Genomic DNA, 20,244 nt, shown 5'->3' on the forward strand with positions numbered 1-20,244 from the left:
CACACTTCAAGTGTGTGGATTAAACGCAGTCGCCGCGCTTCGAAGCCGAACGAATGCGATCGGATCTAACATCGGATCTCTTTCATCGTCGATGTGATCGATCTATACTTCCGTTCAGTGTGAGTCTCGTCGGGTCACGGTGAACTTCGAAGTGGACGGGACCAACGGGGTGAATGAAGCGGAGAGGGCATGGCGTCGATTCAACGGATCTTCCTCGACTGGTCCCGGCCCGCACTGCACACCGTCGCAGATCAATTGATCGCCCGCAGCCGCAGCCCGCATCTGGTCGACCTCTCGCATCTGGTTCTGGTGTTCTATGGCAGTCAGGCGGGTCGGCGTTGCCTTGAACTGTTGACCGAAAGAGCAGGGGGGAAGCTCTGCCCTCCGCGGATTGTGACGGTGGGGCAGCTCCCGGAACTGCTTTACGAACCGAAACGTCCGTTTGCTTCGGTGCTGGTTCAGCAGCTGGTCTGGGCACAGGCGTTGCGAAATACCCCGCCGGCCCGGCTGCGATCCTTTGTCAGCGCCCCGCCGGAGCCTGCCGATCAAGCGGGCTGGCTGCGGCTGGGGGAACTGCTGCGGAAACAGCATGAAGAGCTGGCCCGGGATCAGCTCGACTTCTCGGATGTCTGGCGGCGAGGGGCCTCGCTCGCGGGGTTTGATGAAGTGGATCGCTGGAAACTGCTGGCGGACATTCAGCGTGAATACTGGAATCTGCTCGACAGCTTTGATCTGTGGGATCAGCAGACGGCACGACTCGAAGCGATCAAACGCAAGGAATGCGGAACCGACTTCGAGATCGTGACCGTCGGCACGGTCGACCTGAACCGCACGATGCGTTCCATGCTCGATCAGATTGCCGATCAGGTGACAGCGTATGTCCCGGCTCCTGAAGAACTTTCCGGACTCTTTGATGCTTATGGTTGTCTGATTCCGGATCGCTGGGTGGATCGGACTGTCAGTCTGAAGTCGGATCAGGTGTTGATGGCGGACGATGCCGCTTCGCAGTGCGCGACGGTCCTGAGCATCCTGACCGGATTCGACGGCCGCTACTCTCTGGATGAAATCACCATTGGTGTCCCGGATCCACAACTGGTGGTCCCGCTGCAGCGGACGCTCGACGAGTATGGAGTGAAGAGTCACTGGCCGGTGGATCGAGACCTGTCCGCGACGGGACCTCACAGGCTTTTGGAGGCGGTGGCCGAATTTCTGGAAGATGACAGCGCGTCGCGTTTCGCTGCTCTCCTGCGTCACCCCGACCTGAGTGCATGGCTGGACACGAAGGGCCTGCCATCGAACTGGCTGAACTGCTGGGATGCTTATTTCACCGAACATCTTCCCCGCAAGCTGGACTGGGTTCTCGAGGGACATGGTGCGGGCGTTGTCCTGCAGCTGAAGCGGACGGTTTCAGAATTGCTGGAGCCGCTGCAACGGACTGCGACGCTGGCGAACTGGTCCGAACCGATCGAGACGCTGCTTCGCACTTTGTATGAGGAGAGAATGTTCGACCCGGACGACCCTGATGATCATCGCACTCTGGAAGCGTGCAGGATTCTGTCCGCAGCGTTCTCCGGGCATCAAGGGGTCCCTGCGGTGCTGGACTCGCCGTTGTCCGCGCCGGAAGCGATTCGCCTCACGCTGAAGAACGCGGCGTGCGAGCTGTACCGGGGGGAAACCGATGCCGCCATCCAGCTGGTGGGATGGCTGGAGATGCCGCTGGATGATGCTCCGGCCGCCATTGTCACCACGTTTAATGAAACGTTCGTCCCCAAGTCGGTGAATCACGATCTGTTTTTGCCGAATCGACTCCGCTCACATCTGGGAATCGAGGACAACACCCGTCGCTATGCCCGCGACCTGTTTCTGCTCACGACACTGGTGCATGCCCGGGAGGAGCTGCGTCTGATCGTTGCCAGGCGGGATGCGAGTCACGACCCGCTCACCCCCAGCCGTCTTTTATTCGCCACCGATCCGGAAGAAATCGCGAAACGGGTGCTGGCGTTTTATGACCCGCAGGAGTCTGTGCCGCTGGTGTTGCCGACTTCACCCCGGAAAATCGCTGCCGAATCCGCGTTTCCGATTCCGCAACCGATGCCCCGGGAAGCACCGCCAACTGTCTTTCGTGTCACCGAGTTTCGTGACTATCTCGCTTCGCCTTATCGCTATTATCTGCGGCACGTGTTGAAGCTGGAGAACGTCAGCGATGATCTCGACGAACTGGACGGAGCGGCGTTTGGAAATCTGGTTCACGAAGTGCTGAAACGTTTCGGCCGCAGCGAGCGTTCCCGTTCCACCGATTCCGCTGTCATTGCCGATTTCCTGCAGCAGGAATTGAAAAATGTTGTCGCGGAAGTTTATGGGGACGAACCGCTGGCAGCTGTCCTGATTCAATCAGAGCAGGCAAGAAGACGGCTGAATGCGTTTTCGCTGTGGCAGGCGAACTGGCGTCGGGAAGGCTGGCAGATTTATGCCGTCGAACACGCTACTGACGAGCCTGTTCCGTTCTCCCTGCATGGTGGCAGGAAAATCTTCCTCAAGGGGCGGATCGACCGCATCGACTACCACGCGGACACCGACACGTGGTGCATCTTCGATTACAAGACCGGCGACAGCGGGCTCTCCCCCGCAAAAACACACCGGGACAAAAGCGGCTGGATCGACCTGCAGCTCCCCTTGTATCGACATCTGGCCGCCTCCATCTGCAAAGAGGATGAGGTTCGACTCGGTTACATCGTTCTGCCTCGCGACTCCAAGGCTGTCGCGGCGCAGTTTGCGGAATGGTCGTGGGAAGACCTTCAGGAAGCGGATGAAACCGCACGTCGGGTCGCCAAAGAAATTCTGGCAGAGGAATTCTGGAAACCACTCTCGGCACCTGCCGGTACGCTGACGGAGTTCGATTCGATCTGCCAGGTTGGAGTCTTCGGACAGGAGGTGATGCTGTGACCACCGCCAGATCGAAAAGTCCGTCGCTGCCGTTTGCTCCGCCTGTCTCAGTCCCGCGACTGCTGATTCGAGCTTCCGCCGGCACAGGGAAGACATTTCAACTGTCGTCCCGTTACATCGCATTATTGCGATCTTCCACTCCGGAAAAGATTCTCAGTTCGACATTCACCCGCAAAGCAGCGGGGGAAATTCTCGAACGAATTCTGCTCCGACTGGCACGGGCGGCGGTCTCCGACAAGTCACTCGCGGAACTTGGACGCTCCATTGAGGCGCCGGACCTGACCCGACAGGAATGCCTGCAGATGCTGGCTCAGCTGACCCGGCAGTTGCACCGCGTGCGGATCAGCACACTGGATTCGTTCTTCTCGCAGTTGGCTGGAAGCCATGCTCTTGAACTGGGGTTTCCCTCGGGCTGGAGGATTCTCGATCCGGTCGAGATCGAACAGATCCGCTCGCAGGCATTGGAGCAGATGCTGCGCGAAGGGGATCAGGCGGAACTCGTCCAGCTGATGCACATGCTGGACAAGGGGGATTCTTCCCGCAGCGTCTCCGGCCTCATGCAGGAGACGATTGACAATCTTTATTACGTCTTCATCGGATCCAGCGAGGCTGCCTGGGATTGTTTTCCCGAATACCAGTTTCTTCCGGATGCAGCACGGGAAGAACTTCTGGAAGGGATGGCACAACTTCAGCTGGATCAAAAGCGGCTGCAGACAGCCATGGCGGTGGACTGCGCGGCCATCCGCGAAGAGCGCTGGGAAGACTTCCTGGGCAAGGGGCTGTACCCCAAGATCCGATCTGATGACCCGACCTATTACAACAAGCCGATCCCGGCAGCACTGTGCGATTATTATCTACGGTTGAGTGAACACTGTCTGGCGGTCACAGCCGCTTCGTGGAAGCAGCAGACCCGGGCAGCGTGGCGATTACTCAATGACTTCCACACGATCTTTGAACGGCTCAAACTCGCGGCCGGCGGACTGGAGTTCGGCGACGTCACCCGGCGTCTGGCCCTGGGACAGAATCCGGAGACCCGCAAGGATATCACCTTCCGGATGGATGGTTCGATCGACCATCTCCTGCTCGATGAATTTCAGGACACCTCCCGCCCGCAATGGGAAGTGATTCGCAGCTTCGCGGAGCAATGCTGCGCAGACCCGCAGCGGACATTCTTCTGTGTCGGAGATGTGAAACAGGCCATTTACGGATGGCGTGGGGGCGAGGCAGCCATCTTCGATGCGATCGAAGAACAACTTCCCGGGCTGACGTCCCAGCCGTTGAACCTGAGTTACCGCTCGTCACCCGTCGTGATCGAAGCGGTGAATCAGGCGATGACACAACTCGGTCGGCATGACAACCTGGGCGACCTGGCCGATGGCGTGCATCAGTGGTGCAGGAGTTTTCCGATCCATGAAACGAGCCGGAAGGACCTTTCGGGATACGTCTGCCTGCGGACCGGTCCTGAAGCCCCGGAAACGGATGAGGGGCCTGCGTCCAGCCGTGAGCAGCAGAATGAGTTCTGGAAGTACGTGGCTGAATACGTCGCCAGTCTTGTTCGCGAGACCCCGAATGCCACGATCGGAGTGCTGACACGCAAGAACCCGACGATCGGCCGCATGATCTTTGAACTGAGCCGTCTGGGAATCGAAGCAAGTGAAGAAGGAGGAAATCCACTCATCGACTCCGCCGGCGTCCAGCTGGTTCTCTCGCTGATGAAACTGGCGGATCACCCTGGAGATACCGTTGCGGCATACCATGTCGCCCGGTCACCGCTGGGGGAGGTTTTCGGCTTTCACGGGTTCAACAACGTCAGTCGAGTGGCGGCCTTTGCCCAGCAGTTACGAACCCAGTTGCTGCAGCAGGGGTACGGTGGGGTGGTCCATGATCTGGCGATCCGGCTGGCGGGCGTCTGCAACAGCCGTGAGTATCGACGACTTCTCCAGCTGGCGGGGCTGGCCGACAGGTTCGATACGCTGTTTTCCACGTTACGGCCGTCTGAGTTCGTGCGGTATGCCGAATCTCAACGCTGCGAAGAGCCTTCGAATTCCAACGTCCGTGTCATGACCGTGCATCAGTCCAAAGGGCTGGAATTCGACATTGTCGTTCTGCCGGAATTGAGCACCGATTTCTTCCGAACCCCGGCGTACGTCACCAGCACGTCCACCCCCGGGGGGCCGCCGGATCTGGTTGCGTTGTACCGGAATGACAACTATTTCAATTCACTGGGGGGCAACCTGCTGGCAGCACGGCTCCAGAGTCGACACCGCATGCTTCAGGAGGCCCTGTGCCTGCTGTATGTGGCCATGACCCGGCCAGCCCGCAGCCTGCACATGCTCATTTCTCCGCAGGTGAATACAAAGCATCCGAAGAAGTTCTCCGGTCTGCTGCGAGCGGCACTCGCTCCCAATGTGCCTGTGGAACCGATGAAACTGCTGTGGGAACTGGGGGATCCGAACTGGGCTGCCTCCAGCCCGGAGCTGATGAATCCTCCCGCCGTTCAGACCGATTCAAAAACTGTCAACCACGGCAGCGCTCCCGAGTTGCGATTCGCGCCGGCATCCCCGTCAAGGCATCGCAAACGGTCGACCCCCACGGGTCAGAACGTCCCCCGCCGGGTCACCTTTTCTGAAGCGGTCCCCACGGGCTCATCACGGGCGACGGAACGCGGTTCTGTCTTTCACCGCTGGTTTCAAGAGATTGTCTGGTTGCCGGAATCTGCACTGAATTCACAGCAGTTACTGAAGCTGTCACGTTCGTGTTCTCTTTCTGAACAGGAATTAAGTGTTTTAGCGAAGCAGTTTCAGCGAACATTGCAGCAACCAAAACTTGCAAGACTGCTCAGTCCACAAAATTATGAGGAGCGTCTGCAGTCGCTGGCAGAGAAGCTGGGCGGCACTGTCACCATCGAGGTGAGAACGGAATTTCCGTTTATTTACAGCACATCATCCGGCGAGCAGATGCACGGAAATATCGACCGCATGATTGTGTTTCGCAGGGAGGGGCGACCAGTCTCCGCAGAGATCATCGACTTTAAAACAGACTCTGTGACGAATCCGGAGCAGCAGGAACTGCTGGTGAACCTCTACCGCCGACAGCTCGAGACTTATCGAAAAGCTGCTTCGGAACTGCTGGCCATTCCCCTGTCAGACGTGACGGCATCTCTGGCCTTCTGCAGTAACGACCAATTGGTTTCGCTGGCCTAGAGTAAATGTTTCTGGCGAGCCATTCAGTCGTGCTGAGCGGATTCGACCAGAAGTGGGGGAGAAGACAGCAGATTTCAAATTTTTGCGTCGAGTGGGATTTAAAAACTTCTTGAATTCATCAGCGGTCTCTTGTATAAGACGATAGACCAATGTTGCATCACCCCCAAAGTGATGTACGTCTGATGCAGAACTCAGGGCAAGCATTCACTTCATTCGAATGCCCACCTCTTCCCGACACCTGAGTGGTCGACTTGCACAGACGTTGCGTACCCCGCCTTTTGATACGTCAAAATCAATCCTACCAGCGATTCGGCGATCACTCATGCGCATTACCCAATTGCCCACTCTGATTCTGGCAAGTCTGAGCATCACGGCATTAACGGCGTCAGTGGTTCGGGCGGAAGAGCAGCCAGCACCGCGACAAATCAGCTACCAGAAAGAAGTTCTGCCGATTCTTCAGGCACGCTGTCAGGGGTGCCATCAGCCGGCAAAACGGGGCGGCGGCTATGATATGACCACGTTCGCCCAGCTGCTGGAGGCGGGCGAAAGCGGAACTGCGGCCATCGTCCCGGGCAAGCCGGATGAGAGTCACCTGTTCATCCAGATCACTCCGGTCGATGGCAAAGCCGAGATGCCCAAGAACGGCGAACCACTTTCCGCCGACGAAATTGCGAAAATCCGTCTGTGGATTGAGCAGGGGGCGATCGACGATTCCGCTGCTGCTCCCGCCGGCAAAATTTATGACCAGGACCATCCCCCGGTCTATTCGCAGCCTCCGGTCATCACGTCGATTGCTTACTCGCCGGACGGTCAGATGCTGGCCGTTGCTGGCTTCCATGAAGTGATCCTCCGTTCTGCCGATGGTCAGCAACTGCTGGCTCGACTGATCGGATTGTCGGAACGCATCGAATCGGTGGCGTTCTCTCCGGACGGCACGCGACTGGCGGTCGCCGGGGGACAGCCGGGACGCATGGGCGAGCTGCAGATCTGGGATGTTCCCAAGCGTGAACTTCTGATTTCAATTCCGCTCACCAACGACACGATCTATGGGGCGAGCTGGTCACCGGACGGCAGCCTTGTGGCGGTTGGTGCGTCCGATACTGCAGTCCGGGCTTTCAATTCGCAGACCGGCGAGCAGGTCTTCTTTAACGGAGCCCACGATGACTGGCCACTGGCAACCGTCTTCTCCGTAGACGGCTCTCTGCTGGTTTCCGCCAGCCGGGACATGTCGACCAAGCTCTACAACGTCCCCACCCAGAGGTTCATTGATAACGTGACTTCGATCACACCGGGAGCCCTGAAAGGCGGAATTTCCGCTTTGCAGCGACATCCCGAGCGAAATGAAATTCTCGTCGGGGGTTCGGACGGAACTCCCCGCATTTACCGGATGGAACGGGTTCTCGAGCGAAAGATTGGTGACGACTCCAACCTGATCCGCAAATTCCCCGCCATGTCGGGACGAATTTACAGCGTTGCCTATGCTCCTGACGGAAAGACGGTCGCCTGCGGTTCCAGCCTGGACGGCAAGGGTCAGGTTTACACCTATAACGCCGACGCCATTCCTGAGGCCCCTGAAGACATTCAGGCGATTCTTACCAAGATGATTTCCGGTCCCACCGCCGATGAACTTGGCAAGCTCACCGCTTATCTCGGTTCGAATCCTCAACTGCTCATGCGGACAAAGATCGAACTGCCGGCCGCCGTTTACGCTGTGGCGTATCATCCGCAAGGAAACGTGCTGGCAGCAGCCGGAAGCGATGGCAAGATTCGCCTGATCAATCCTGCTGACGGGACCCTGGTCAATGAGTTCATGCCCGTCGAAGTTGTGACTGAAACCCCGGCGGAATCCAAATCGCTGGTGAACCTGAAGCCGGTTCACCAGGAAAAGTTGACCGGAACGGAATCACTTCCGACAGGCGCTGTCGTGACTTCACTGGAAGTGACGCCCCCCTCGATCAGCCTGTCAGGCCCCTACGACTCGGTGCAGGTGCTTGTGACCGGAGTCCTGCAGTCGGGGGACCGGATCGACTTGACCCGTCTGGCGTCACTTGAAATCAAGGATCAGTCAGCTGTCGTTTCTCCGCTGGGACGGGTCTTCCCCCGGGATGATGGAACGGCAAATCTTCAGATCACTTTCGAAAGTCTGCAGGCAGCCATTCCTGTCGAAGTGGCCAACGTGCACTCGACAGAACCCCTCAGCTTTATCCGGGACGTGAACCCGGTCCTGACTCGGCTCGGGTGCAATCAGGGGACCTGCCACGGTTCCAAAGACGGCAAAAACGGCTTCAAGCTTTCTCTGCGAGGGTACGATCCCATCTATGACGTGCGGGCATTCACTGACGATATCAAGTCCCGCCGGACGAATACCGCGTCCCCTGACGACAGCCTGATGCTGTTGAAAGCGAGCGGATCGGTTCCCCATGTCGGCGGCCAGCTGACACGTCCGGGCGAGGCCTACTACGAAATTCTCCGCCGCTGGATCGCGGAAGGCTGCCAGCTGGACATGGATGTGGAACGGGTCGCTTCGATTCAGATCGAACCTTACAACCCTGTCGTGCAGAACATTGGAGCCCGGCAGCAGCTGCGGGTCATCGCCACCTACACCAACGGCAAAACCCGGGACGTCACTGGCGACGCATTTCTGGAAAGTGGCAACACCGAGGTCGCGGAAAGCAATCGGTCAGCCGTGCTGACAGCTGTCCGGCGTGGCGAGGCTCCGGTCCTCGGCCGTTTTGAAGGAAGCTACGCCGCCACCACCTTGACGGCGATGGGCGAGCGGACCGGTTTCGTCTGGAAGCAGCCTGAAACTTGGGGAGCCATCGATCAGCTCGTCGCCCAGAAGTGGGAGCGGATGAAGATTGAACCTTCGGGCCTGTGTGACGATTCCGAATTCCTCAGACGGGTCTATCTGGACCTGACGGGACTTCCTCCTTCTGCGGAAGAAGTGCTGTATTTCAACGCGGATCCCCGTCCGACTCAGGAGAAGCGGGCTGCGGTGATCGACCGCCTGATCGGTTCGGATCCCTATGTGGAGTTCTGGACCAACAAATGGGCGGACCTGCTGCAGGTGAACAGCAAGTTCCTGGGAAGTGAGGGAGCTGCGCTCTTCCGCAAGTGGATTCGTGAGAAAGTCGCTGCGAACGAACCCTACGACAAGTTCTGCTACGACGTCATTACCGCCAAGGGGTCGAACAAGGTGAATCCCCCAGCGTCGTACTACAAGATTCTTCGCGAGCCCGATGCGCTGATGGAAAACACGACGCACCTGTTCCTTGCCATCCGTTTCAACTGCAATAAGTGCCACGATCATCCGTTCGAGCGCTGGACCCAGGATCAGTACTACCAGACTGCTGCGTTCTTCGCTCAGGTCAGTCTGAAACGGGATCCGGCAAACGCGGATGGGGACATCGGCGGGACCGCGGTGGAAGGAGCTAAACCGCTGTGGGAAGAAGTGAGCGACAACACTACCGGAGAAATCAAGCACGACCGCACCGGGGCGGTCACTCCACCCCTGGTGCCGTTTGACCGGGAAATTCCAGTCGTGGAAGAGCATGATCGTCGCGAGAAGCTCGCCGACTGGATCACCTCCAAAGACAACGACTACTTCGCCCGCAGCTACGTCAACCGGGTCTGGGGATATCTGATGGGGGTCGGTCTCATTGAGCCGATCGACGATATCCGGGCCGGTAACCCAGCCAGCAATCCGGAGTTGCTCGACTACCTGACGGCCGAGTTCGTCAATTCCGGATTCAACGTCCGGCACCTGATGGCGATCATCTGCAAAAGCCGGACATACCAGCTGAGCATCGCCACCAACAAGTGGAATGAAGATGACCGCCTGAACTATTCGCACGCCACTCCCAAGCGGCTGCCTGCGGAAGTTCTTTACGATACCGTCTACACAGTGACCGGTGCGAAGATGCAGATTCCGGGCGTTCCTGAAGGAACACGCGCCGCAGCTCTACCGGACGTTCAGATCAACCTGCAGGACGGCTTCCTCGACAGTCTCGGTCGCCCGGTCCGCGAGTCCAGTTGCGAATGCGAACGTTCGTCGGATCTGCAGCTGGGACCGGTGATGGCGCTGATGAATGGAACGACCGTCAGTCAAGCCATTTCGCAGCCAGGAAATCGATTGGAACAGCTGATTGCCAATGAACCGGACGACGCGGCGGTGATCAACAAGGTCTTTCTGAGCATTTTAAACAGAAATGCGCGGACCGAAGAAATTGCCGCCACTCTGAAGCTGTTTGAAGAACTGGGACCGGAGTATCAGAAACTCGTCGCCGATCGAGATGCGTACCGTGAATCTTCCAAAACTCAGCAACTGGAGAAGGAGCAAAAGCGGGAACTCGCGATTGCCACGCTGACGAAGGGGCTGGAGGACTATCGCCTCGCCATGCAGCCGACGGTTGAAGCAAATATGAAGGCCCGTGAAGAACGTATTGCTGCCGCGAAGAAAGCCATCGATGACTTCAACGTCGGCGGTCCCGAGCGAATTGCGAAATGGATCGCCGAAACCGCCTCCAACCTGACCCCGTGGACCCAGTTGAAGTTCACGGAACTGACGACAACCAATAATGCCACGCTGGCACAGAACGACGATCTGAGCGTCGAAGCCTCCGGCGAGCACGGGATTGGTGAATATGTCCTGACATCGACTCTCTCACTGAATCAGTTGGCGAACATTCGGCTGGAAGCACTCAGCAGCGACAAACTTCCCCAGAAGGGGCCCGGTCGAGCCAATAACGGAAACTTCGTGGTCACCGAGTTTGTCGTTGAGGTCTGGCCGAAAGATCATCCGGAGCAGAAGCAGCAGCTGAAACTGAAGAACGCCAAGGCTTCGTTCAGTCAGGAGAATTACAACGTTGATTCAGCCATCGACGGAGTGATGGACGGCAGCGGAAACGGCTGGGCGGTCGGTCCCCAGACAGGAAAAGATCACTTCGCCACGTTCGAAGTCGAAACTCCGGTCAAGATCGACGGGGAGATGGTGGTGCAGATTCACGTGCACCAGATGTTCACTGACAAAATGCATGCCCTGGGTAAATTTCGCGTGTCGCTGACAGACCAGACCGGAGAGGTGAATCAGGGGCTGCCAGCTTCTCTGCTGAACCTTGTGAAGATCGCTCCCGAGGATCGGACTCCGGAACAGACTGCGACTTTGCTGAACCATCTCAACAGTCAGAATGAGGAGTTTGCCAAGTTAACTGCCGCGCTGCGGGAAGCTGAAAGCCCGCTTCCGGTCGATCCCAAGTTGACCATGCTGGAAGAACAGCTTGCGGAAGCTCAGAAGCCCGTCCCGGTCGATCCGCAGATGGCTCGGCTGGACAGGGCGGTCGAGCTCAGCGAGCTGCAGTTGAAGAACAGTCGACTCACAACCGTTCAGGATCTCGCCTGGGCACTCATCAACAGTCCTGCGTTCCTGTTCAACCGTTAGCACTCGTCGAGTACTTGTCGCACTCACCGGAAAATCAGCCGAACCACCTTGAGTGGCGAATTCAAAGAAGGATTTTGACATGATCATTCGAGTTCCTGGACAGCCCGGCAAAGACCTGTGTGATTCGCATCTGGGAGTGACACGCCGAGATATTCTGCGTGTCGGTGGAAGCAGCATGCTGGGACTCTCGCTGGGCTCCATGCTGCAGCTTCAGGCCGTCAATCGCGCCCGGGGAGCAGAAGCGGGGGCGCTGCCGGCGAAGGCCAAGAGCATCATCATGTGCTACCTGCAGGGGGGGCCCAGCCACCTCGACCTGTGGGATCCGAAAGAGAACGTTCCCGATAATGTGAAGTCTGTTTTTTCGAACATCTCGACGGTGTTGCCGGGAATCCAGTTCACGGAACTGCTTCCTAATCTGGCGAAAGTCCTCGACAAGACCACGCTCATTCGATCGATGAGTTATTCGCCCAACGGTCTGTTCAACCACACCGCCGCCATCTATCAGATGATGACCGGTTACACGACCGACAAGGTGAGCCCCTCGGGGCAGCTCGAGCCCCCCAGTCCCAAGGACTTTCCGAACTTCGGATCAAACATCATCCGGTTGCGGCCGGCCCAGCAGCCGATGCTGCCGTTCGTGATGCTTCCCCGTCCGCTTCAGGAAAGCAATGTGATCGGCAAGGGGGGGACCGCCGGCTTCCTGGGCAAAGCATTTGATCCATACACCCTGTACCCCAGCGGTGACGATATGGACATGTACAAGATGAACAAGATCAATGTGACCGACCTGGAGATGCGAGCCGACGTCTATGGCGAACGCATGGAACGGCGAGCCCGACTGCTGGACACCATCAACGCCGGCATGCCGGAGATTGATCGGGCGGTCAAGGATTATAAACTCAACGAGTATTACGATCAGGCCTTGTCGCTGATCTCTTCGGGGCGGGCCCGGGATGCCTTCAGCATCGAACAGGAGTCCCGTGAAACCCGTGATGCATACGGTCGGAACACCTTTGGGCAGAGCTGTCTGCTCGCCCGCCGGCTCGTGGAAGCGGGAACCCGCGTGGTTGAAGTGATCTGGCCCAAAGTCGCCAACAGCGATAACCACTCCTGGGATACCCATCAAGGGTTGTCATCCCGATTGAAAAATCAGTCTGCCCCGATGCTCGACGTCGGACTTTCGGCGCTGATTAACGATCTGGAAGACCGCGGCATGCTGGAAGAGACATTGGTCGTTGCTGTGGGTGAGTTCGGACGCAGCCCGCAACGCGGTGTCAGTACCTCTGGAAACAACAACAGTGACGACGGTCGCGATCACTGGCCGTATTGCTACACAGCCATGCTGGCCGGAGCCGGAATCAAACGTGGGTACGTTCACGGCAAGAGTGACCAGACTGCATCTTCTCCCATCGAGAACCCGGTTCACCCGGGCGAGCTGCTGGCGACCATTTACGAAGCCTTCGGAATCGCCCCGGAAACCATTGTCTATAATCACTTGAATCAGCCACGCGAACTGGTGAAAGCAGAAGCGGTCTCCGCATTGTTCGCGTAGTTCGATTCGCTATCGTGGATCTCTCCGGACCGGGTGAAGTTGCATTCGAGCTTCACCCGGTCTTTTCGTTCACAGACAGTAGTCAGTCTGCTTTTCGCCACCTAAGATCGCAGTGAAATGATGTTCCCGAATCAATTTTTTCACACGTCATGGCTTCAAAACGAAAGCTGACACTTCTCAATGTCCGACCTGGAAAAACAGCTCTTCGCGTTGGCACACCAGCTGGGGACGGAACTGAAATCCCGCCGGGTGCGACTGATTCTGGCTGAGAGTTGCACGGGGGGAGTAGTCTCGATGGCGTTGACGGACGTTCCGGGGATCTCGGATGTCTACTGCGGTTCGGCAGTCACCTACCGGAATGAAACCAAGGCGGAATGGCTGGGAGTCTCACGACGCGACCTCGCGGATTCGCGAATCGGGGCGGTCAGCGCGCAGGTCGCTGAGCAGATGTGTCTGGGGGCTCTGCAGCGGACCCCCGAAGCCGAACTGGCTGCTTCCATCACCGGTCATCTGGGCCCGAATGCTCCCGCGGAACTGGACGGCGTGGTGTATATCGGGGTTGCTTTTCGAAGTCGGCCGGCCTGGGTGCAGAGACGCACGCTGACAGTCAGTGAAGCGTCCGCAGAACATTCGCTACGCCATTTGAGGCAGCGGGAAGCGGGCACGCTGGTCTTGCAGGCTGTTCTGTCGGCATTGTCGAATCACTCATAACGTGTGCAGCGAAACCCGATGTCGTGATTCTCAACCCAGTCGGGCGGGACACTTTCCCACATCATCGTTGCGACCCCTGCAGTGCGGTGTGACCGTTACAGCCGTCATGACCTGAACGCGGGGGGGCCGGTACAGATGCTGCCGAAAACGAACACCAGTCCTCGCCCGATTCCTGAGATAGAGTTGGAAGGCACCGACGAGAATCAGTCGCGTGCTCCCAAGGTTTCGACTTCATGACGCCCCGACCCGACGATCTCGCGACGCTACAGGCCCAACTGGCCGAGAAAAATGATCTCGTGGCAGCGCTCACGGCGCAGCTTGAGAAATCGGCCATTCAGCTGGATCGTCTCACACGGGCAGGAGCAGAGAGATCCGGTCATGCCGGTTCCGGAAGTCAGTCCGGGATCCCTGCGGAGTATGTTGAGAAACTCTCGACGGTCCTGGATGATTGGCAGGAGTTTCAGCCCGCCGAGCGTGTGCAGCGAATCGAATCCGGGATCGACCGCATTCTGGAACTCTTGAGTCGCCAGCCTGTGGCCGTTCCCGCAGCCAAAGTGGAATCGAGTCAGAAAGCCGCCGCTACCGAAGATTTCTGGGAAGCGGCCAAGGCCCGCATTCTCGGAGATGAACCTGCTCCAGCCTCTCCGCAGCCCCCGGAAGAGGTTCAGTCCAACTCTTCGAGCACGGTACTGGCGGAACCGATCAACCTGGAGCAGGATGATTTCAATGAAATCGGTGCAGCTCCGGATCTTCCCAGCCCAGTGACAGCCACGAGCGACTCCGAAGAGCTCATGCTGGGCGTCAAAACCCGTGACGTTTATATCCAGTACCTGACGTCCCGGCTCCGGCTCGCGGAATCTCGCAAATACGTCCCCGTCAACTGGGACTTGCTGGCAGAAGCTCCGGACAACTACCGCCGTCGGCTGGAGTCTCTGGAGACGCTGCTGAAAGATCATCTGCGGCAGGCGGAAGTCGCACTTTCGCTGGAAAGAGCGATGCTGGCACGGGAGCGCGCCAAACTGGCTCAGATCAAACAGAATCTGGAACTGCAGATCAAGAAGATGGTGCCGGTGTCGGCAATGACACTGCCACCGGCGTCCCCTGTTCCCGCACCTCCTCCGCAGGTTCCGGAATCCAAACCAGATCCCGAAGGACGCTGGAAACGGATCTTCTCCCGATAGCCGGGCGAGGAAGGACAGCGACAGGAGCGCCGGTCGAATTGCCGCTGGTGCGAACACTCTCGCGTTTGACCGCGTCAGCCTGAAATCGCCGTGCTGTGTTACTGCCCTGAGAGCGCCAGTTGCGTCACGTTGAGCGGTGCGACGCTGACTTTATTCCGTCCTGCATGCTTGGCTGCATAGAGTGCCTTGTCCGCAGCATGCAGAAGCGTGACCGAGGAGTTTCCCTGCAGCGGCATCGCTGCAACTCCGATCGACGTGGTGACATTCAGTCGAGTGTTCTCAAACAGGTGGCCACGGGCAGCGACTGTCTGCCGGATCTGTTCTGCAATTCGCTGGGCTCCTGCCAGAGAAATCTCCGGAAGCAGCACCGCGAACTCTTCTCCCCCGTATCGAGCCACCAGTCCGCGATCAGCAATCCGGGTCTGCTGAACAGTCTGTGAGATTGTGGCAGCGACCGCCTGCAGGACAGCATCCCCCGCAAGGTGTCCGTGCGTGTCGTTGATCGATTTGAAGTGATCCAGGTCAATCAGCAGCAGGCTGCACGGGAGTCGATTGGCGATACAGCCCCGGATCGCCTTGTGCAGTTCGGTATCGAATGTCTGCCGATTTGCCAGACGTGTCAATCCGTCCCGTCGAGCACGTTCTTCATTCTGAAGTCGAACCATCGCCTTTTCGAAGGTCTGCGGGAGGAACTGCGCCGACCACTTCGCCAATTCGATCTTGATGGAGCTGTAAGTGACTCGGGAGCGGCTGCTCAGGACAATGACAGTGTTGGATTTTCCCGGGACCCGCTCGCGGACGAAGAGGTGACTCTCAAGATGAAATCCGTCGCACGATCTCGGGGTCTCCTGCCAGTTCGATCCCGTCGGGTTTGCCCGTTGCATGTCGAGGATGCGTCCCTCCTGCATGGTCCAGTCGTCATTCTCGCGTCCGGCGACTGCAATTCCTCCCGTTGCCAGCAATTCCAGCTGCGAAGTGTCACCGCAGCTGCTCATGTAGACGCTCGCCCGTTCGAATCCGGTGAGATCCGCCAGACGAATGAGAAACTCCTGCAGCAACATCTGCGGTGAAGAGAAGTCTTCATCGGTCAGGGTCCGCAGTGTCAACATGTCGCGGATGAGATCCAGCTCATCCGTCGAGTTCATCAGGCTTTCAACAGTTGAGGGGACCGTTACGGTTTTCAACTTCTGGCACAGGCCCGCGATCAGATCACGATCCCGGGAAAGATCCCCCGTCACGTTGGGGACTCGGGACAGGCAGAGCAGGGTCGTTCCTTGCTCGGTGCAGCGAAAGAATTCCAGTGAAGCGACTGAAGCCTCACTGACCTCAGGGATGAACACAAATTCCTGCCGGCCGCGCTGCAGGGCAGCGGTGGCTTTTTTATGCAGCAGCAGGGATCCGGTCGATGTCAGAACGGGCGTCGTCTGCAGTCGACGGGCGGTCGGGTTCTGCTCGAGGACATCTCCGTTGGCGTCAAGAATCCAGGCATAAAACGGTTCGGAATTTCCGGCCGCCTTGTCGAGAAGTTGCAACAGAGGACCAAGGTTGTCGCCCGCAGCGGCGGCTGCTGTTAACCAGCGGACTTCAAATTCACGTGCAGCATTGGTCCGGGAAAGTTCGATAATCCTTTGTTGACGTACTTGCTCCTTTAATCGAAGCTCTTCGAGTTCCTGCAATCGATCCCGGACTCTCTGGCGTCCAAGCCAGATCTGCACCGAGCTCGCCGCGAGTAACGCGGAGCAGGTGATGAATCCACCGTTCAGTAAAACTTCCAGCATCGTAATTTCCATCCTATGGAGTTGTGCGTGGAGAACAGAGTTAGTCGATGCGGAGACCGTTGTGGAGACGATCATCAGTGAACTGCCGAAAAAGGATGTTGCCAAGACGCAACATCTTGATGCGAGTGTTATAATCCGACCTTCACTCTTCTCTCTCTGAACATGGAAAGCCTGGCGTCCCATGCCCCGCTTGCCAAAGTCGAACGCTGTCCCTCGCGTTTCTGTCACTGTCGGACTGGCGATTTGCGTCTTTACTGTCAGTTTCTTTCTGCCGCATGGAATCTCGTACGGCCTGCTGTACCTGGCGGTGTTGCTGCTCGCGATTCAACTGCATACCCGCTCGTTTATCTGGCGGGTAGCTCAGGTCGTGATCGTGCTGCTCCTCCTGGGCTACTTCCTCAGACCCCATGACGAAGGGGATAACCAGACTGTCGAAACCATCAATCTGGCACTCGCGCTGTTTGCAATCTGCACCACCGCCTTCCTGGGATCCCGGGGACGAGCCCAGCGGGAAGAGATCCTGGCAGCCAATCAGTCTCTCGATGCACGGGTGCGCACCAGTACCCGGGAACTTCAGGAAGCTGTTCAGAATCTTCAGCGCGAAGCTGCCCAGCGGGAACGCGCACAGGCAGAACTCGAATTTCAGAACATGCTGCTCGACGGACTGATGGATGCAGTTCCCGATAATATTTATTTCAAGGACCCGGGAGGCCGCTATCTGCGGATCAACCGTGCAAAAGCGATTCGTTCCGGACTCAAGTCCCCGCTGGATGCCATCGGTAAAACGGACTTCGACTACTTTCAGCCGGAACACGCATCTTCGGCTTTGAAACTGGAGCAGGAGATCATCCGTACGGGAATTCCACTGGTCGATCACGAAGAAAAACTGGTCTGGCCGGATGGGCATGTCACCTGGGCCTCTGCCACGAAGGTTCGTCTGCAGAAGAGTGATGGTTCCATCATCGGGACGCTGGGAATCTCGCGGGACATCACCGCTCAATATGAAATGTCTCAGGCCCTGCAGCTGGAACGGGACCGGTTACGCACGCTGATCGATCATCTGCCTGACTACGTGTTCATCAAGGACTCTGATTTCCGTTTTGTGACGGTCAATCACGCTCACGTCCTCATGTATGGACGTCAATCCGAAAAAGAGCTGGTCGGAAAAACCGACTTCGATTTTTCGCCACCCGAACTCGCAGAGATCTATCGGGAAGACGACATGCAGGTGATCAAGCATGGTCACACCCTCATCAATCGCGAAGAGGAGCTGCTCACTGCCGGGCACGAAAGACGTTGGGTTCTGACCACAAAAGTTCCGCTCCGCAATCCGTCAGGGGAGATCATCGGGCTGGTGGGGATTGCCAGAGACATCACCAGTCGTAAACGGGCGGAGCAGGAGTTGAAAGCGGCGAAAGAAGCTGCGGAAGTCGCCAACCGGGCCAAAAGCGAATTCCTCGCCAACATGAGCCATGAAATCCGTACCCCGATGAATGCCATCATCGGGATGTCGGAACTCGTCCTCGACACCGCGTTGACGCCACAGCAGCGGGACTACCTGGAAACAGTCGTCAGCTCTGCCGAATCGCTGATGGGAATCATCAACGACATCCTCGATTTCTCCAAGATCGAATCAGGCCGGCTCGAACTCGACAGCTACCCCATTGAGATTCGCGAATGGCTCGGTGACTCCATCAAGCCGCTCGCAGTGCGGGCTCACAGCAAACAGCTCGAACTGGCTTGTCATATCGCTCCCCGGATTCCGCGCTACGTGCGGGGAGACGGACTTCGCCTGCGTCAGATTGTTCTGAACCTGCTGGGCAATGCGATCAAGTTTACCCGCTCCGGGGAAGTGGTCCTCGATGTTCAGTGCGAACGCGATGACCCCGATCAGATCATTCTGCACTTTCAGGTCTCCGATACCGGGATCGGCATTGCTCCTGAAGAACAGGGCCGCATCTTCGAAGCCTTTGAACAGGCCGATATGTCCACCACACGTAACTACGGCGGAACAGGACTGGGGCTGGCCATCTCTTCGAAACTCGTGCAACTCATGCAGGGCCGTATCTGGGTTGAAAGCCAGGTCGGGGAGGGGAGTACGTTCCACTTCACCGTCCGATTCGGACATGTCTCGGAGGACGAAGTTCCCCGCACTCGCCAGGACATGAGCGCCCTGAATGGATTGCGTATCCTGATCGTGGACGACAACGCGACGAATCGGAAGATCCTCGAAGAGATGTGTTTCAACTGGCGGATGCATCCAGTGGCGGTCGCCGGAGCTGCTGAAGCGATTCAGGAACTGGAAGCATCCGCGGCACGCAATGAGGCCTACGATCTGGTGATCACCGATGCCAGTATGCCGGACGTCGACGGCTTCACTCTCGCTGAGCGGATCACCGAGGCCGATCACCTCGCCAGCACAGTCGTCATGATGCTCAGTTCCGTGGATCGTCAGATTGGGATCGAGCAGTGTGAGAAGCTGGGAATCAAGTCCTATCTGACCAAGCCGATTAAGCAGTCGGATCTCTTCGATGCCATCGCGTCGGTGCTCGATCTGTCCGTGACATTCGAAGACAACAGTTCCAGTGCGACGCAGCGGTTTCCCCAGATTCGGCCGCTCAGGATTCTTCTGGCTGAAGACAGTCTGGCGAACCGCAAACTCGCTTTGGGGCTGCTGTCCCGGTGGGGGCATCAGATCACCGTGGCGACGACGGGCCGCGAAGCACTGGACGAACTGAAAAAAGGGACGTTCGATCTGGTGTTGATGGACGTGCAGATGCCGGAGATGGACGGACTGACAGCCACACGCCTCATTCGTGAGGAGGAAGCCTTCGGTTCAGGAGCACACCTTCCGATCATTGCGATGACCGCGCACGCCATGAAGGGGGATCGGGAACGTTGCCTGGCCGCGGGCATGGACGATTATGTCTCCAAGCCGATTCGCCCATTCGATCTCGCCAGCGTCCTGTCTCATTACGGTCAACCGGAAGAGACTCCCGCAACGTCTGCTTCTGTCGCAAAGCCGTCTCCCACTCCGGAGGCAGCGGCGTCGGCGGCTGAAAGTTCCATCTCCTGGTCGACACTTCTGGGCTGCGTTCAGCAGGATGAAGCACTCGCCCGGGATGTCGCTGAGGCTTATCTGCAGGAGACGCCCAGGCTATTCCGGCAGCTGAAGAATGCGGTGGCTGCCAGGGACCCGGCCAAAGCCCGCATTGCGGCTCATACCATCAAGGGAAGTCTGCGCACGATGGGAGCGCCTGCCCAGAAGACAGCAGAAGCACTGGAGATGGCGACAGCCCAGTCTCAATGGGAAGAGTGCGAGCGACTGATCACGTCACTGACCGGGGCGCTCGACGAAGTAGAAGCTGCGACAAGACAAGTGCTAAGTGCTGAGTGCTAAGTGCTGAGTGCTGAGTGCTGAGTGCTGCATTCTTTCACT

General features: G+C 57.8%; 8 protein-coding genes. 7 read left to right on the plus strand and 1 reads right to left on the minus strand.

Annotated features, from left to right (window positions below; translation table 11 throughout):
• Window positions 1–189 precede the first annotated feature (189 nt).
• From SH661x_RS05130 to SH661x_RS05155, 6 genes are all read left to right on the plus strand, one after another.
• Window positions 190–2,943 (plus strand): PD-(D/E)XK nuclease family protein, encoded by a 2,754-nt coding sequence (locus SH661x_RS05130; RefSeq protein WP_437228687.1) that lies wholly within the window; start codon window positions 190–192, stop codon window positions 2,941–2,943.
• Entirely contained in the window at window positions 2,940–6,146 is a 3,207-nt protein-coding gene (locus SH661x_RS05135) for a UvrD-helicase domain-containing protein (RefSeq protein WP_437228689.1), read from the plus strand. Before SH661x_RS05130 ends, SH661x_RS05135 begins: the two co-directional genes overlap by 4 nt.
• Before the next feature lie 322 nt (window positions 6,147–6,468).
• A complete protein-coding gene (locus SH661x_RS05140; protein WP_437228690.1) occupies window positions 6,469–11,583 on the plus strand; it encodes a DUF1549 domain-containing protein in 5,115 nt (1,704 codons plus the stop codon).
• A gap of 82 nt (window positions 11,584–11,665) precedes the next feature.
• Window positions 11,666–13,135, plus strand: a complete 1,470-nt coding sequence (locus SH661x_RS05145; protein WP_437231171.1) for a DUF1501 domain-containing protein — start codon at window positions 11,666–11,668, stop codon at window positions 13,133–13,135.
• Between the two features lie 180 nt (window positions 13,136–13,315).
• Entirely contained in the window at window positions 13,316–13,846 is a 531-nt protein-coding gene (locus tag SH661x_RS05150) for a CinA family protein (RefSeq protein WP_437228691.1), read from the plus strand.
• 233 nt (window positions 13,847–14,079) lie between these two features.
• Window positions 14,080–15,027 (plus strand): hypothetical protein, encoded by a 948-nt coding sequence (locus tag SH661x_RS05155; protein WP_437228693.1) that lies wholly within the window; start codon window positions 14,080–14,082, stop codon window positions 15,025–15,027.
• A 98-nt stretch (window positions 15,028–15,125) separates the two neighbouring features.
• Here the strand turns inward: SH661x_RS05155 and SH661x_RS05160 are convergent, their stop codons facing one another.
• Window positions 15,126–16,805 (minus strand): diguanylate cyclase, encoded by a 1,680-nt coding sequence (locus tag SH661x_RS05160; RefSeq protein ID WP_437228695.1) that lies wholly within the window; start codon window positions 16,803–16,805, stop codon window positions 15,126–15,128.
• A 181-nt stretch (window positions 16,806–16,986) separates the two neighbouring features.
• Between SH661x_RS05160 and SH661x_RS05165 the strand changes: the two genes are divergently transcribed.
• On the plus strand, window positions 16,987–20,205 hold the full coding sequence (locus SH661x_RS05165; protein ID WP_437228697.1) for a response regulator: 3,219 nt from the start codon (window positions 16,987–16,989) through the stop codon (window positions 20,203–20,205).
• Window positions 20,206–20,244: the final 39 nt, after the last annotated feature.

The organism is Planctomicrobium stercoris, assembly GCF_051465655.1.
GTDB lineage: Bacteria > Planctomycetota > Planctomycetia > Planctomycetales > Planctomycetaceae > Planctomicrobium.